The organism is Planotetraspora silvatica (assembly GCF_016863315.1).
Lineage (GTDB): Bacteria > Actinomycetota > Actinomycetes > Streptosporangiales > Streptosporangiaceae > Planotetraspora > Planotetraspora silvatica.
Genome location: NZ_BOOQ01000050.1, coordinates 92,906 through 108,205 on the forward strand (window position 1 = coordinate 92,906; position 15,300 = coordinate 108,205).

At 68.9% G+C, this 15,300-nt stretch carries 9 protein-coding genes; 7 read left to right on the plus strand and 2 right to left on the minus strand.

Features of this window, described 5'->3' with window-relative positions:
* The first annotated feature begins 165 nt into the window (after window positions 1–165).
* The 5 genes from Psi02_RS33255 (at window position 166) to Psi02_RS33275 (ending at window position 5,977) form a co-directional block, all read left to right on the plus strand.
* Complete coding sequence (locus Psi02_RS33255; protein WP_203979805.1) at window positions 166–1,476, plus strand: ABC transporter substrate-binding protein; 1,311 nt, start codon at window positions 166–168, stop codon at window positions 1,474–1,476.
* Between the two features lie 199 nt (window positions 1,477–1,675).
* Window positions 1,676–2,581: a carbohydrate ABC transporter permease gene (locus tag Psi02_RS33260; RefSeq protein ID WP_239095372.1), complete on the plus strand. Its 906-nt coding sequence runs from the start codon at window positions 1,676–1,678 to the stop codon at window positions 2,579–2,581.
* Window positions 2,574–3,413: a carbohydrate ABC transporter permease gene (locus tag Psi02_RS33265; RefSeq protein WP_203956288.1), complete on the plus strand. Its 840-nt coding sequence runs from the start codon at window positions 2,574–2,576 to the stop codon at window positions 3,411–3,413. Before Psi02_RS33260 ends, Psi02_RS33265 begins: the two co-directional genes overlap by 8 nt.
* Before the next feature lie 67 nt (window positions 3,414–3,480).
* Window positions 3,481–4,854: a GH1 family beta-glucosidase gene (locus Psi02_RS33270; protein ID WP_203979812.1), complete on the plus strand. Its 1,374-nt coding sequence runs from the start codon at window positions 3,481–3,483 to the stop codon at window positions 4,852–4,854.
* A gap of 235 nt (window positions 4,855–5,089) precedes the next feature.
* The gene (locus Psi02_RS33275) at window positions 5,090–5,977 is read left to right on the plus strand and encodes a TolB family protein (protein WP_203979819.1); all 888 of its coding nucleotides are present in this window, start codon (window positions 5,090–5,092) and stop codon (window positions 5,975–5,977) included.
* Between the two features lie 115 nt (window positions 5,978–6,092).
* On the opposite strand, the gene Psi02_RS33280 is transcribed toward Psi02_RS33275, so the two are convergent.
* Window positions 6,093–6,593 carry an MFS transporter gene (locus Psi02_RS33280; RefSeq protein ID WP_203979821.1) on the minus strand — a complete coding sequence of 167 codons (501 nt, stop codon included), beginning with the start codon at window positions 6,591–6,593 and terminating at the stop codon, window positions 6,093–6,095.
* Between Psi02_RS33280 and Psi02_RS33285 the strand changes: the two genes are divergently transcribed.
* Both Psi02_RS33285 and Psi02_RS33290 read left to right on the plus strand, forming a co-directional pair.
* Entirely contained in the window at window positions 6,559–7,290 is a 732-nt protein-coding gene (locus Psi02_RS33285; protein ID WP_203979823.1) for a hypothetical protein, read from the plus strand. The genes Psi02_RS33280 and Psi02_RS33285 overlap by 35 nt on opposite strands.
* Window positions 7,291–7,310: 20 nt before the next feature.
* Window positions 7,311–7,478, plus strand: coding sequence for a response regulator transcription factor (locus Psi02_RS33290; RefSeq protein WP_203979825.1), 168 nt, complete (start codon window positions 7,311–7,313; stop codon window positions 7,476–7,478).
* A gap of 62 nt (window positions 7,479–7,540) precedes the next feature.
* On the opposite strand, the gene Psi02_RS33295 is transcribed toward Psi02_RS33290, so the two are convergent.
* Complete coding sequence (locus tag Psi02_RS33295; protein ID WP_203979833.1) at window positions 7,541–15,133, minus strand: LamG-like jellyroll fold domain-containing protein; 7,593 nt, start codon at window positions 15,131–15,133, stop codon at window positions 7,541–7,543.
* Window positions 15,134–15,300: the final 167 nt, after the last annotated feature.

A 15,300-nucleotide genomic window follows, 5' to 3' on the forward strand; every position in this document is an offset into this window, starting at 1 on the left:
GGCCCCGGGGCGATCAACCACGCGATCGACGACACCGCCGGGCCTGCCGGTCCGGCACGCAATGAACTTGTCCACCCCTCATATCAGCCACCGCTGATCCAATCCCCCGACCCGCACCGCCTGGGAGGGCGAAGCGGTCCCTTCCAGAATTAGTGAGGAACAACCGTGCTCACACGCAAGCCGTACGTCTTCGCCGTCGCAGGCGCTCTCATGTTCGCCGCCGCGGCCTGCGGCAGCAGCGACTCGTCCGACAGCGGGTCCGCCGCCGCCCCGGCTTCCATCACCTACTGGGCGTCCAACCAGGGCACGAGCCTGGAGAGCGACAAGCAGATCCTCCAGCCGGAGCTCGACCGGTTCACCAAGGAGACCGGCATCAAGGTGAACCTCGAGGTCGTCCCCTGGTCCGACCTGCTCAACCGCATCCTGGCCGCGGCCACCTCAGGCAAGGGCCCTGACGTCGTCAACATCGGCAACACCTGGTCGGCCTCCCTGCAGGCGACAGGCGCGTTCGTTCCGCTCGACGACGCCCAGTTGAACGCTCTCGGCGGCAAGGCGCGCTTCCTCGGCCCGAGCCTCGCGGCGACGGGCGCCCCCGGACAGCCCCCGGTGGGCGCGCCCCTCTACAGCACGGCCTACGCCCTCTACTACAACAAGCAGATGTTCAAGGACGCCGGCATCGCGGACGCGCCGAAGACCTGGGACGAGCTGGTCGCCGACGGCAAGAAGCTCACCAAGGACGGCAAGTGGGGCCTGGCCGTCGAGGGCGCCAGCGTCAGCGAGAACGCCCACATGATCTTCACCCTCGGTCAGCAGCACGGCGGTGACCTGTTCGACAGCTCGGGCAAGTCGCAGTTCGACTCGCCGGCGAACGTGGCCGCCGTCAAGCAGTACCTGGACTTCATCGCAACGGACAAGATCACCAACCCGAGCGACGCCGCCTACTCCAACGGCACCGAGGCGCTTCAGGACTTCATCGGCGGCAAGGCCGCGATGGTGATGTGGCAGTCGGCCAGCGGCACGCTGAAGACGGGCGGCATGACCCCCGACGACTACGGCGTCGCGCCGATCCCGCTGCCCGACCCCTCCTCGGGTGGCAAGCAGGTCGACAGCATGGTCGGCGGCATCAACATCTCCGTCTTCAACAGCGCCGCCAACAAGGACGGCGCGCTGAAGTTCGTGAATTTCATGACCAGCAAGCAGACGCAGCAGGACCTCAACAAGGCCTACGGCTCGCTGCCGACGGTCACCGACGCCTACGACGACCCGGCGTTCCAGACCCCGGAGATCAAGACGTACCAGCAGATCCTCGCCAACACGGCCGCCCCGCTGCCCCAGGTCGCCAATGAGAGCCAGTTCGAGACCCTGGTCGGCAATGCGATGAACCAGCTGTTCGCGGACGCCGCGAGCGGCAAGCCGATCACTGACGAGTCCGTGAAGGCCAAGCTCACCGAGGCCAACCAGCAGATGGCCGGCTGAACCGACCTGCCCCGTGGTGCCGGGCGGTGACAACGACCGCCCGGCATCACGTGCCCGACCACGAAGATCGAAGATCGGAAGGACGTCAATGGTCGTGTCCGCCACGTCCCGGCCCGGCAGGGGACGGGGATCCGGAGACCCGGGGAGGCCTCCGCCACCATCCAGAGGTGGGCGGGGCCGGGTCACCGCCTGGCTGCCGGTGAGGCTGCGCCGTCTCGGCCTGCCGTACCTGCTGATCCTGCCCGCCCTCCTGCTGGAGTTGCTCGTCCACCTGATTCCGATGCTGATCGGGATCGGCATGAGCTTCATCAAGCTCACCCAGTTCTACATACGGAACTGGTCGGCGGCCCCCTCCGCAGGGTGGTCGAACTATCACCTGGCGGTGGACTTCAACGGCCCCGTCGGCCGCTCGCTGCTCCACTCGTTCTTCGTGACCGTCGGGTTCACCTTGCTGACGGTCGCGCTGTCCTGGTTCTTCGGGATGGCCGGAGCCGTGCTGATGCAGGGGGAATTCCGCGGGCGGGGCTTCCTCCGCGCGCTGTTCCTCGTGCCGTACGCGCTGCCCGTCTACGCCGGCGTGATCACCTGGAGCTTCCTGCTGCAGCGCGACTCGGGGCTCGTCAACCACGTGCTGGTGGACCAGCTGCACCTGTTCGGCGACAAGCCGTTCTGGCTCATCGGGCAGAACAGCTTCGCCTCCATCGTCGTGGTGTCGCTGTGGCGCTGGTGGCCGTTCGCCTTCCTGGTGCTGATGGCGGGCCTGCAGAACATCCCCCGGGACCTGTACGAGGCGTCGGCGATCGACGGCGCGGGATGGATGCGGCAGCTGCGGTCGGTCACGCTTCCCATGCTGCGCCCGGTCAACCAGGTGCTGGTCCTGGTCCTGTTCCTGTGGACCTTCAACGACTTCAACACGCCGTACGTGCTGTTCGGGAAGACGGCGCCCCAAGAGGCCGACCTGATCTCGATCCACATCTACCAGAGCTCGTTCGTCACCTGGAATTTCGGAACCGGCTCGGCCATGTCCGTGCTGCTCCTGCTGTTCCTGCTGCTGGTCACGGCGGTCTACCTGCTGATCACTTCGCGGAGGAGGAGCGATGCGTGACCCCAAATGGCTGAAGTGGGTGCGCATCATCGGGCTCGGCCTGCTCGGCCTGTTCACGGTGACGCCGATCTACGTGATGATCACGTCGTCGATCAAGCCGTTGAAGGACGTCCAGGGGGACTTCCACTGGATCCCCACGACGATCACCTTCAGTGCCTTTCACGACATGTGGTCGACGGTGCCCCTGGCGCACTACTTCGTCAACAGCCTCATCGTGTCGACCATCGCGTCGGTGGTCTCGGTGGTGGTCGCGATCTTCGCGGCCTACGCCGTCAGCCGCTTCCGGTTCGCCGGGCGCAGGGCCTTCTCCATCACGGTTCTGTCGACCCAGATGTTCCCCGGCATTCTGTTCCTGCTGCCGCTCTTCTTGATCTACGTGAACCTCGGCAGCGCGATCGGTGTCGACCTGTACGCGAGCCGCACCGGCCTGATCATCACGTACCTGACGTTCTCGCTGCCGTTCTCGATCTGGATGCTGGTCGGCTACTTCGACTCCATCCCCGTCGCGCTCGACGAGGCCGCCAAGGTCGACGGCAGCGGGCCGATCGGCGCGCTGATCCGCGTCGTCATCCCCGCCGCGACCCCCGGCATCATCGCCGTCCTCATCTACGCGTTCATGAGCGCGTGGGGCGAGGTGCTGTTCGCCTCGGTCATGACCGACGAGGCGAGCCGGACGCTCGCCGTCGGCCTGCAGGGATACGCCACACAGAACAACGTCTACTGGAACCAGATCATGGCGGCCTCGCTGGTCGTCAGCATCCCGGTGGTGGCCGGGTTCCTGCTGCTCCAGCGCTATCTCGTGCAGGGGCTCACCGCGGGCGCGGTCAAGTGACCCGTTCCGATCCGCACGACGCGATCCATCAGCGCACCACTCACCGCACAACGAGGGAGAACAACTCATGAAGTCGCACGGGGGCGAGGGCCCGGATCTCACGGCCTTCGGAAGGGACTTCGTCTGGGGCGTGGCCACCTCGGCCTACCAGATCGAGGGCGCCGTCGACGAGGACGGCCGGCTTCCGTCCATCTGGGACACCTTCAGCCGGGTTCCCGGCGCGACCGACGGGGGCGACACGGGTGACGTGGCCTGTGATCATTACCACCGGTGGCAGGAGGACGTCGGCCTGATCAAGCAGCTCGGCGTGGACGCCTACCGGCTGTCGATCGCCTGGCCGCGGGTCGTCCCGACGGGCTCGGGGGCGGTCAACGCCAAGGGACTGGCCTTCTACGACCGGCTCGTCGACGCGCTGCTCGAGGCGGGCATCCGGCCGTTCGTGACGCTCTACCACTGGGACCTGCCGCAGGCGCTCCAGGACGAGGGCGGCTGGCCGCGGCGGGACACCGCCTACCGCTTCGCCGACTACGCCACCGCCGTGGCCGAAGCGCTCGGCGACCGCGTCACCGACTGGACCACGCTGAACGAGCCGCTGTGCAGCTCGTGGATCGGTCACCTCGAGGGCGCGATGGCGCCGGGCCTGAAGGACCTCGAGGCCGCCGTTCGCACGTCGTACCACCTGCACCTGGGCCACGGGCTGGCCACGCAGGCCATCCGTGCGGTCGCCAAGAAGACGCCCTCCGTCGGCATCGTCAACAACCTCAGCCCGATCGAGCCCGCCACGGACAGCGACGCCGACCGCGCCGCCGCCCTCCGCATGGACGGCCACGTCAACCGCTGGTGGCTCGACCCGATCCTCGGCAGGGGCTACCCCGAGGACATGGTCGAGGTCTACGGCGTCGACCTGCCGATCCAGGACGGCGACCTCGAGACGATCGCCCAGCCGCTCGACTACCTGGGGCTGAACTACTACTTCCGGCAGATCGTGGCCGACGACCCCGAGGGGCCCGCGCCGTACGCGCGGCAGGTTCCGGTGCCGGGGGCGACCACCACCGCCATGGGCTGGGAGGTGAACGCGGACGGACTGGAGCAGCTCCTGCTCCGCCTGACCCGCGAGTACGCCGCCGAGCAGATCTACGTCACCGAGAACGGCTCGGCCTGGGACGACAAGGTCACCGGCGACGGGACCGTCGAGGACCCCGAACGGGCCGCCTACCTTGAGGACCACCTCGCCGCCTGCGCCCGGGCCGTCCGTCAGGGCGCCCCTCTAGCCGGGTACTTCGCCTGGTCGCTCATGGACAACTTCGAGTGGGCCTACGGCTACGCGAAGCGGTTCGGCCTGATCCACGTCGACTACGACACCCAGGTCAGGACCATCAAGGCCAGCGGCCACCGCTACGCCGAGCTGATCCGCGCCGGTAAGGAACCGCAGGAGGGCTGAGCCCCGTCAGGTCGTTCCGTAGTCCGTCAGGTCAGGCATTCCCTGGCGGACTACGGGCGTTCCCCGGCGTCCTGTGGCGCTGGGGGGCGGCCGACTACTGGTCGGCGGCGCGGTCCTATGTTCGTCCGGTCTTTACAGTGGGCGACGCCGGCGCAGACGTCCGACTCGGCCTTCAGCACCCAGGAGTGGCTCCATGGATCGATACCTTCTGCCTGGACAATCGGCGGAGTTGTACGTGCTCGATGTGAACACGGGTGACCGGAGGCTGGTGTACCGGTCGTCGGACGTGCTGTTCGAGGCGCCCAACTGGAGCAGCGACGGGCAATGGCTCGTCATCAACGCCGACGGGCTCCTGTTCCGCCTTCCCGTTTCCGGCGGCACCGAGTTGGAACAGATCGACCTCGGCGGTGTGCCGCCGATCAACAACGACCATGTCCTCAGCCCGGACGCCGCGACTGTTTATGTGTCGGCCGAGGATGGTCATATCTACGCGGTACCCATGACGGGAGGCCGCCCCCGGCGCGTGACGAATGACCACGGACCGGATTTCGCTCACTACCTGCACGGGATCTCCCCGGATGGCACGTCCTTGGCGTACATCGGGTTGCAACGTCGCGGCGACCGGCAGCCCATCACGAACGTCTATCTCATCCCCGTCACCGGCGGAGCGGATCAGCAGTTGACGGACGACGGCTTCCCCGACGACGGATCGGAGTTCGGCCCCGACGGCCGGTGGATCTACTTCAATTCGGAACGTGCGGCTTCCGCTCCCGGCCACGCGCAACTGTTCCGTATGACCTCGGATGGATCGACGACGGAGCAGCTCACCAGCGATGAGCGGGTGAACTGGTTTCCCCACCCGTCCCCGGACGGCACGCGGATCGCCTACATCAGCTTTCCGCCCGGCACCCTGGGTCATCCACCGAATGTGGATGTGATCGTCCGGATGCTCGATCACGACGGTATTCGCGATCTCACTCACCTGTTCGGCGGCCAGGGGACGATGAACGTGCCGAGCTGGGATCCGACCGGCAATTCGATCGCCTACGTGGCTTATCCCTTTGGGCAGCGCCTCGAGCATCCTGACAAGATGACGATCAGGCTCAGCGAGATCGACCTGTGAATCCATTCGACATCATTCACCCTCCGCCTTGCTGCACTTAAGTCCAATGAAAAGCATCCGAGCCCAACTGGACTCGGATGCTTTTATTCCATTTCCCGCGATCAGCCATCTGTCGTTACGTCCCGGGAGGGGACGCGACCCTCGGGAGGATCTGGACGGCGGCGGCCACGACGATGCAAAGCCCCACCAGGAGATCGAGCCCGAGAGTAAAGGCGTGCGCGTAGGCGCCAGAGGCGGGCTGGGCGTCGAGAGAACCGTAGAAGACGGCCCCGATGACGGCCACGCCGATCGCGTTACCGGCCTGCTGGGCGGTGTTGAGGACACCGGAGGCCGCGGCGGCGTGCCGGGGATCGGTGCCGGCCAGCACGATCGCGGGTAGCGGTGCCATCACGAACCCCATCCCCGCCCCAGCGATGAACAGGCCGGGGATGACCCAGGCGATGGTGTGCAGGGCGCCGAAGAGGGTGGTGGCGACGAGGACGGCGTACCCGCCGGCAGCCACCGACGTGCCGACGGTGATGACCTGACGGCCGAGCCGGGCCGCGATCCGGCCCGACAAGGCCGAGGAGGCGAAGTAGCCGATGCCCAGTGGCAGGAAGACCAGACCGGAGTCCAAGGCGGAAAGGCAGACGGCCATCGCCAGCACGGCACTCGGTATCGCCGAGGACACCGGCCAGCACCAATGGGTCATCCATCTCAAGAGCTTCCTGGCCTACCTCGCCGCCGTCCAGGGCGACGAAGAGCGTTTCCGGAGACTCGCCACCGACGCGCTGTCGGGCACCGTGCCCATGCAGGGCGCCCTGTGGGTCGACTGGGGCCAGGGGATGCTCGACCTTGGATCCGGCCGGGTGGACGCCGCCCTGACCCGGCTTGAGGCCCTCACCCAAGGCCCCGGCTGGTATCACGTCTCGGCCATGCGCTGCGTGCCCGACCTGGTGGAAGCCGCCGTACGCAGCGGCGAACCCGGCCGTGCCCATCACGCCTTCGCCCGGTACGAACGATGGGCGCGGCAGCCCTTCACCAGAGCCCTCGCGGAACGCTGCCGGGCGCTTCTCGGTTCCGACGCCGACGCCGAGGAGCGCTACCTGGCGGCGCTCGAAGCCGGGGGTCCGCCGTTCGAGCACGCCCGCACATCTCTCCAGTACGGCGAGTGGCTGCGCCGTTCTCGCCGCAGGGGGCCGCCGCCGGGCATCTGCAACTCGCGCTGGAGACCTTCGAGCGCCTGGGCGCGAGGCCCTGGGCCGACCGCGCCCGAGCTGAGCTGGAAGCGACCGGCGCGAAGGCCCCGGGCACCCCGGCCCGCGGGATCCTGAACGACCTCACCCCGCAGGAGTTGCAGATCGTCCGGCTGGCCAGGCAAGGATTGTCGAACAAGGACATCGCCGCTCAGCTGTTCCTCAGCCCTCGCACCGTCGGCTACCACCTTTACAAGGCCTATCCCAAGCTCGGCGTCGCCTCCCGCGGCGAACTCACCACACTCGATCTGGCCGACTCCGCCTGACACCGGTACGTCCTCATCGCACCGGTAGCACGCACCTGGACTCGTCCTCAACATGGTCGGGTTTATGAGGCGCCGACGACGCCGTAGTACAAAGCCAGGAACTCCAGGATCTCCTTACGGTGGGGCGACAGGGCGGGCAGGTAGCGGTCGATCGCGGTGTCGACGGCCGCCCGGAAGTCGCCGTATCGCGAGGTCTTGTCGCGGACGAACGGGCCGATCAGCTTGATGAGCTCGTAGTTGCTGTCGATGTCGAGTTCCTGCAGGGCTCGGTCGATCGGTGCGGGGTCGTCCTGGAGGCGGGGAAGCACCCGGCTGACGTAGGTGACACGGTGCAGGATCCGCCAGCACGGCGGCCGCTTGCCGTCCTGCCTGGCCTGGCGTAGTGCGACGGCGGACGGGTCGCCGGACTGGTCGAGCCAGATCGGGTCGACCACCTGGTTGAAGAACAGGTCGTGGTGGTCGGTCGCCGGGGCGAGGTAGAAGGTCATGAACCGGTAGGCGTCGACCTTGCCCGGCACCCGCGTCCGCTGTCCGAGCGCGTCGACCTCCGCGATGTCCTGGCCGGGCGGCAGGTTCACCTCCAGCCCGAAGGAAGTCTCGGAGTCGCGGGTCTTGGAGACGTTGAGTTCCAGGTGCCCACCCAGGCTGGCCTTGACATCGACGGTGACGGCGACCGTGAAGACCGAGACGTCGGCGCTGACCTCTCCGCCGGCGGAGGCGGTGAGGCTGTACGACCCGCCGATGGTCTCGGAGTAGGTGTCGAGTGTCTCCTGCGTCTCGGCGTAGCGGCCTCCGTCGGCGGTCCAGACATAGGTGTTGACCAGGTTGCGCCGCACCAGCGGCGGCATGGTCCCCGCCGCGGCCGGACCGGCGTCGTACTGGTCGAACAGCGTCGCCGTCTCCTGCTGCTCGCGCTCGATCCGGGCCTTGAGCTGGTACGCCTCGATCGGTTTGAAATAGCTGGAGTCGGGCCGGTATGTCAGCGCATTGGGATAGTCGGGGTCGGCGTCGCGCCCTACCTTGCCGTCGAGGGTGCCCTGCTTGGTGTACTGCGGATTGATCGGGAACGTGATGATGTTCCAGTCCTCGGGGATGTCCGGGTTTGGGCGCATCTGGTAGGCGATGAGGGCGCCGGTGTGGGCGAGGCGCAGCGCGAAGACGTCCGCGGTCTGAGACCGCACGAGCGCCATGCCGGCGTTGTCGGGCACGTACCTGCTGCCGAGGTCGGCGAACAGCGGGACGCTCTCCTTGCCGCCGGCCAGTTCGAGGCCGCTCACACGGGTGGCCTTGATTCCCTGCCCGGTCTGCGTGTCGTGCAGCCAGCTCGCCGACGTCTCGACACTCGCCGACACGCCGACGCTGACCTTGGCCTGCTCCACGGGCATCATTTCGACCTGGCCGATGCCGACTCCCAGCGGCGCCTCGATCTCCATCAGCCCGGCCAGGATCTCCGAGTCGTCGCCCGTGGACGCGGACACCTCCAGCGAGGCGTCGATACCGGCGTCGCGTGAGCTCGCGTAGGTGTAGGTCGTCGTGGTCGCCTCGGTCAGCGCGACCGAGCTCGCCCCGGCGTAGTCGCCGTCCCCGGTGAGGTTCTCGCTCGGGACCGGCGGCGCCCCCTCGATGAAGCCGATGAGTTGCGGGTCGAACTGGGCCTGGCCCACCCACTCGGTGACCACGTCGCCGATCTTGAAGCCGGTGACGAGCCGCCAGGCGCCGTCCTCGATATAGGCGTGGCACCGCTTGAAGACACCGGCCGACGCGGCGTCGGTGCCGGGCTCGAGCATGGCGTATTCCGCGACCGCGGGCGGACTGTCGATCGTCGCGTTGAACGGGGTCGCCGTGCCGGCGATGGCGTCGCGGGCCTGGGGCACGTCATCACCGATGGGCGCCGTGGACAGCGCGTAGGATCCGGCGCGCACGGTGAGGTCGTTGCCTCGCGGGCCCTCGTCCACCAGCCGCCGGTTCGCCTGCGCGTCGAAGGTGTAGTAGGCGATGAGGTTCTCCCGCTCGCCGGCCAGGCGGCGGAACATGTTGTCCCGTATCTGCTCGGCGGTGCGCTCCGTCCGCCAGACGCGCAGTTCGTCCAGCTGCCCGCGCAGCCCGCCCGGCCCGGTCGAGGACCCGCCCAGCGAGAACCCGTCGACGAACCCGAGACCGGCCGGGAAGCCGGGCGAGGGGATCAGCGCGGCGGGGAGGCCGTCACGGTAGACGACGAGCCGGGACGCGGACGGATCCGGGCTCCGTACCCACGCGGCCGGGCCGTGCAGGAGTGCGTCGTTGCCGCCCTTGGCGTCGAAGGCGACGTTGCCCTCCTGCTCCTCCAGCCGCCACCAGCCGGCCAGGCCCAGTTCCTCGCCGGTGATCGGACTTCCGATGAGCGCGACGTCCCGAGCCGTGTTCCACAGCCGTACCTCGGTGAGGGTGCCCCGCAGCGTCACGTCGGCCGCCCCGGCGCGCCGTACGAGGCCGATCGTCAGGGGATCGGCGTTCGAGCCCACCTCGGGCCCGCGGTAGGTCGCCGAGCCGACGCGCTCGCCGTCGATCGAGAAGACGATCTCGTCCCAGGAGCCCTGGGAGGTGTCGGCACCGAGGGTGCGCTTTCGGGTCACCGCGAACCGGTGGACGCCGCCGGGCGACAGCTCCTTCGGCGAGGATGTGCAGCTGTGGACGGCACGCGTGTTGTCCTCGAAGGTGAAAACCAGCCGGCCCTTGTCGTCGACGACGAGGGAGTACGGCACGGCATCGCCGGTGCCGCCCGTGCCGGAGCCCACCGTCCCCCGGCTGATCAGGCCATGCGCCTTGGCGTCGTCCAGTTTCGCCGTCACCTCGATGGTGAGGTCACGGGTCAGGTTGAGGCTCGCGGCGCTGCCCGCGTCCAGGTACGCGCCGCCGCCGAGTTTCAACGCCCAGGATCGGTTGACGGCCAGCGCCAGATGGGTCCAGGTGCCGGCGGGGAACGGCTCGGAGGTCTCGGCCTGCGTGCCGCCCGCGTAGGCGTACACCCGATAGCCGTCCAGGGGTGCGGCCTCGGTGCTGAGCGGCGCGGGGGTGACCCCGCCGTGGATGTAACCGTGGTCGGGCCCGCTCACATTCGGCATCTGGCCGAACTGAAGGGGACCACGCCAGCAGCCGGCCAGATCGGCCACACGGCCGCCGAGCCGCCGCCGCATGTCCGCGGCGATCTCGACCGGTCCGCGGGCACGCTTCCAGATGCGCACCTCGTCGACGTCGCCGTCAAAAGGCGCCTCGATCCCCCCTTGGGGCGTGACGGCGGCGCCGATGGCCCAGGGGCCGTTGACCTCCAGCGGGCCGACGGTCGTCTGCTTCGACGCCAGCAGCTCTCCGTTGCGGTAAAGGTGCCACGCGGTGCCGTCGTAGACCCCGGCGAGGTGCACCCAGTGGCCACCCTCTCCGGAAGGGATCGCGGCGATCGCCCAGTTGTCCGTGCCGTTCCAGCACCCCGCCTGGTAGGTGCCGCCGGCGATGCGCAGCGCCACCTGGGCGTTCTGGCCGGGGCCGCGCTGAGGCCCGTGCGAGACGACCGTGCGGACGCCGTCGGTGTGATCGGCGCGGACCCACGCCTCCATGGTGATGGTCGTGAGGTTCCTGAGCGTGTCGGGCAGGGGGATCTCGACGTATCCGGTGGTCCCGTCGAACGCCACCGGACGCTCCTGCCGCAACGCGAGGGCGTAGTCCTCCCCTTCTTCGGTGACCGACCGGTGCTGAACCAGCCAGCCGAGGTCTCCCGGCTGGTCTGCCTTGACCCAGGTCTCGATGGTCAGATCGCCGGGCGCCGAGAAACCTTCGGTGCCGGTGAGGGCAGGCGGGGATTCCAGGGCCCAGGGCCTGCCCTTTGTGCTGCCGTGGTTCCCGGCCGGCGTGTGGTCACGCAGCACGCCGTTGTCGCCGTACCAGTAACCGACCAGGCCGGGCTCGGCGCCGGTCAGCCGGGTCCGCACGCCCCCGGCGATCTCCAGCGCCGTACGGGCGTGCTTCCACAGGCGGATCTCGTCGATGCCTCCGACGAAGAAGCGGTCCTCGCCATCGGCCGAGGCACCGATCGACCAGCCCGCGGGGACCTCGATGGCACCCACGGCGGCGGCCTGCGAACCCACCCGCACGCCGTTTCGATAGAGGTGCCAGGTCTGGGCGGCGCCGTCGTAGACACCGGCGAGATGCACCCAGGTGCCGAGGTCCTGCGGATCGACCGGGACGCTGACCATGTGGTCGGTCCCGTCCCAGGATCCGACCTGGTACATGCCGTCGAGGATCCGCAGCACCACCTCGGCCCGCGGGTCGAGGGTGTAGCCGCGTCCCACGATCGTGTGCGAGCCCGTGATCACGTCGGGACGGACCCACGCTTCGATGGTGATGTCGCCCACCACGTCGAGGTCGCCGACGGCGGGGATCACGACCGCCTGGTGGTCGGCCGGGTTCTGTATGTTGACGTAGAACTGCAGCGCGGTCTCGTGGAGGACGCCCGCCAGGGTGTTCTGGCCGTCGAAGTTCAGGGTCGTTCCGGGCGTGACCGCCGACCACCCGCACGACCGCGTCGCCGCCGCGGTGTCGGATGCCTCCCCCGTCACCGCCCCGGCCGCCCGGCTCGCGTCCACCACGACCAGCAGAGATCCGGCCGACAGATCCGCGCCCGGCTGGGTGGTGGACGCCCCGGCGGGATCGTAGGGGAGGCGCGTCACCGGCGCGCCTTCACCCAGGTCGAGCTCCGACGGCTCGATCGGCACGCTCACGGCCCCTGCCCGCACAGCGTCGGCGACCACGACGAGCCCGGTGCCGACCCGCAGCAGGTCCCCTGCCGCCAGCGGCACCCGCAGCCCGTCGCGGAACGACAACGTCCCCGTCTTGCCGTCGACCGGGTCAGCCTGCCCGGCGAACGACGCGGCCGCCGTCCCGTTGAGGATCGCCGCGAGCACCGCCGGATCGCGCGGCATCCGCCGCCATGTCTCGGTGATCGCGCCACCGTCACGCGGCAGAGTGACGGTGAGCGTGCAGAGGTCCGGGTCGGCATCCTTCGTTGTCACGACGGTCAGCCCGTCATAATCGGGTTCGGTGCCCCTGGCGACGAAGACGAGCTCGCCGGGGATGTCTCCCCCGGTCGGCAGCGTCAGCCTGGCCCGTGCGGTGAGCGCGTCGTAGGAGGCGGCGGAGAACTCACCGGCAGGCCCCCGGAAATACAGGGAGAGCCGGCCGAGGGCGCTGTCGAACAGCACCGGCGCCTCACCGGTCCGCGCGAAGCCGAGTACGGCGCCCGTCACCCCGAGTCCCCGCCGGTCGAGATGGACGAGCGGCATCACCAGCGGCCTGTTCCCCCTCAGGCGCGCCCGCTCGTCGGCGACCTCAGCCGTCTTCGCCGTCCAGGCTTCCCGGTACGAAGCGAGCAGGGCGCGGTGGCCGGGGAGCGTCTGGGCCAGTTGCCGCTGCCATGCGCGCAGTTCGGATGTCAGCCGGTCCACGTTGGCCCTGGCCTGGGCGAGGAACGTCGGATCGATCCCTGGGGCCCTTTCGAGGCGGGCGACCCCGTCCCGGGCGTCGATGAGGCTCTGCAGGCTCCAGTACACGTCGAGCGCATTCGTCGACGGCGCGCCACCCTCGTCGAGAAATGTCCGCAGGCCATCGGCGCGGGTCTGGTCGGCCTCGATGAGGACGGTCTGCTCGGCGATGTGAGCGTCCAGCCCGGCCAGGACCCTCTCGTCCTCCGCGATCTGGTCGAGCAGCTCCGTCGTCAGCTCGCCCTGGGAGTCCTCGGTGGCCAGTTCGAGGAGACGGACCACGGTCGGCACCTCCGTCAGCCGGCCGTCCCCGCCGACCCCGAAGTCCAGCACGGCCACCTCCTGCCCGGAGCCGCCGGAATCGGCCGAGGTGACAGCCGCGAGCATCACCCGCGCGGCCTGCTTGGACGGCTTGGCGGTCGCGGGGTCGTAGCCACCGGAGACCGGCTCCTGCTGGTAATAGAGAGCGGCCGCGAGGCCCCCGTCCACAGAACGGCCGTCCACGCGCAGCGCCGAGCGGGTCAGCTCGCTCCCGATCCCGATCGGCGCGTCCGACGTCACCCAGGCTGTTGCGCCCGCCAAGCTCCCGGTCGCGCCACTGCCCGTCTGGTCCCAGACGGTGCCGCCCGCCCCCTCGTCGAAGCGCCAGTAACCCGCAAGCCCCGGCTCCGCGCCCGACAGGCGGTGCCGAAGGTCGGCCCGTACATCCGTGCCCGATCGGGCGTACGACCAGAACCGCACCTCGTCGATCAGCCCGGCGAACCCGCCGCCGACGGACCTGACCGGCGCGAGCGCCGGGACCAGACCGCGCAGATCAGAGGTGATGTGCCTCAGCCCGCCGCCGACGTACACCTGGAGCGAGGTGGCCGGATCGAAGGTCACGGCGACGTGGTTCCACTCCCCCTGCGTGACGATGTCGCCGGTGACCACCTCGTGCCAGGCCGTCCCGTCGCCGAAGCCGATCCGCAGCCGTGACCCGTCGATGAGCCAGACCGACGGAGCCGCCTTCGCCGGCGCCTTCGCGGTGCCGCCTACGAGGGCCTGCTCCTTGCCGACCCCCTGAGGCCGGATCCACGCCTCGATCGTGAACTCGTGCCCGAGTGCCTGCGTGCCGGAGAGACGGACCTGGTCACTGTTTCCGGTGAACGACAGGGCCGAGCCGGCCGAGCCGGACGTGTCGACCTTCGGCACCAGATCCTCGCCGCAGACTTTCCCGGGCTCCTCCTTGGAGAGCGCGTGCGGGCAGGTGCCGGGTGTCAGCGTGTAGACGTCGTCGTGTTCGAGACAGGTGTAGGCATGCGAGCCCCGGGTGTCGAACAGGCCGTCGGAGGAGCGTTCCACGCTGTACGACCAGAGCAGGCCCGCCGTCCCGTCATGGGTGAAGATCTGCCATCGGAAGGCACCGGCGACCCCGGTCGGGGTCAGCACCGCGGCGAACCGACCGCCGTTCAGCGGGGACACGAAACGCAGTTCCTGAGTGGGCTCGATGAACGGCCGCCGCTCCAGGTCCTCGGCGCCGAGGCTGTCCTTGCCGCTCTGCGGCCGGGTCCTGCTGCGGCTGCGCTTGAAACGGACCTCCCGCTTGGGCCTCAACTCGGTCCCCACGAGCAGGAACCGGTCGACGAGCAGTCTCCCGTCGACCACCGGCACCGAGCCATCGGAGGCATTGGCGGCGTAGACCATGTTCTCGTGGTCCACGACCACCTCCCGCGCCGCGGCCACGGCGGCGGGGTCCGCTGCCGGACCGGCGAGCATGCCGTGGGATGCGAGGAGCGCCTCGGGCGACGGCTCGACGACCGCCTGCCGGAGCACGTACAGGTATCGGCCGTCGGACAGCACCTGGAATGGGACCGCCGCGGTCAGCCGCGCGGTCGACGACATGAACGTGTCCGCACCGCTGGCCGGCATCTGAACCTGCTCGGCGACGCCGTACCCTACCCGCGCCAACTCGGAGGGGAACGCCAGCTCACGCGGATTCGCCGACCACGCCGCCACGTCGGAGGATCCCGTCGTCAGGTCAAGCACCGTGTAATGGATACGGCGCCGTTCGTCCATCGCGAAGGCTACGACCACCCCGTTGTGGCGCAACATGGTGGGAAACCGGTACGTCCGATCGCGGTAGGTCCTGACGAACATGTCGAGCATGGCTGATCTCCCTCTCCGAGACCTCCCGATGATGAGCGCACACCGAAAACGCGGATATCGTGGAAAACTCGTACTGAAGGAAATCGACATAAAACGGCATAAAACGCCGTCCACGTGGTCTTTTGATCTGGTCATCCACCATGGTCAGGCGGAACCCCGGGGCATTT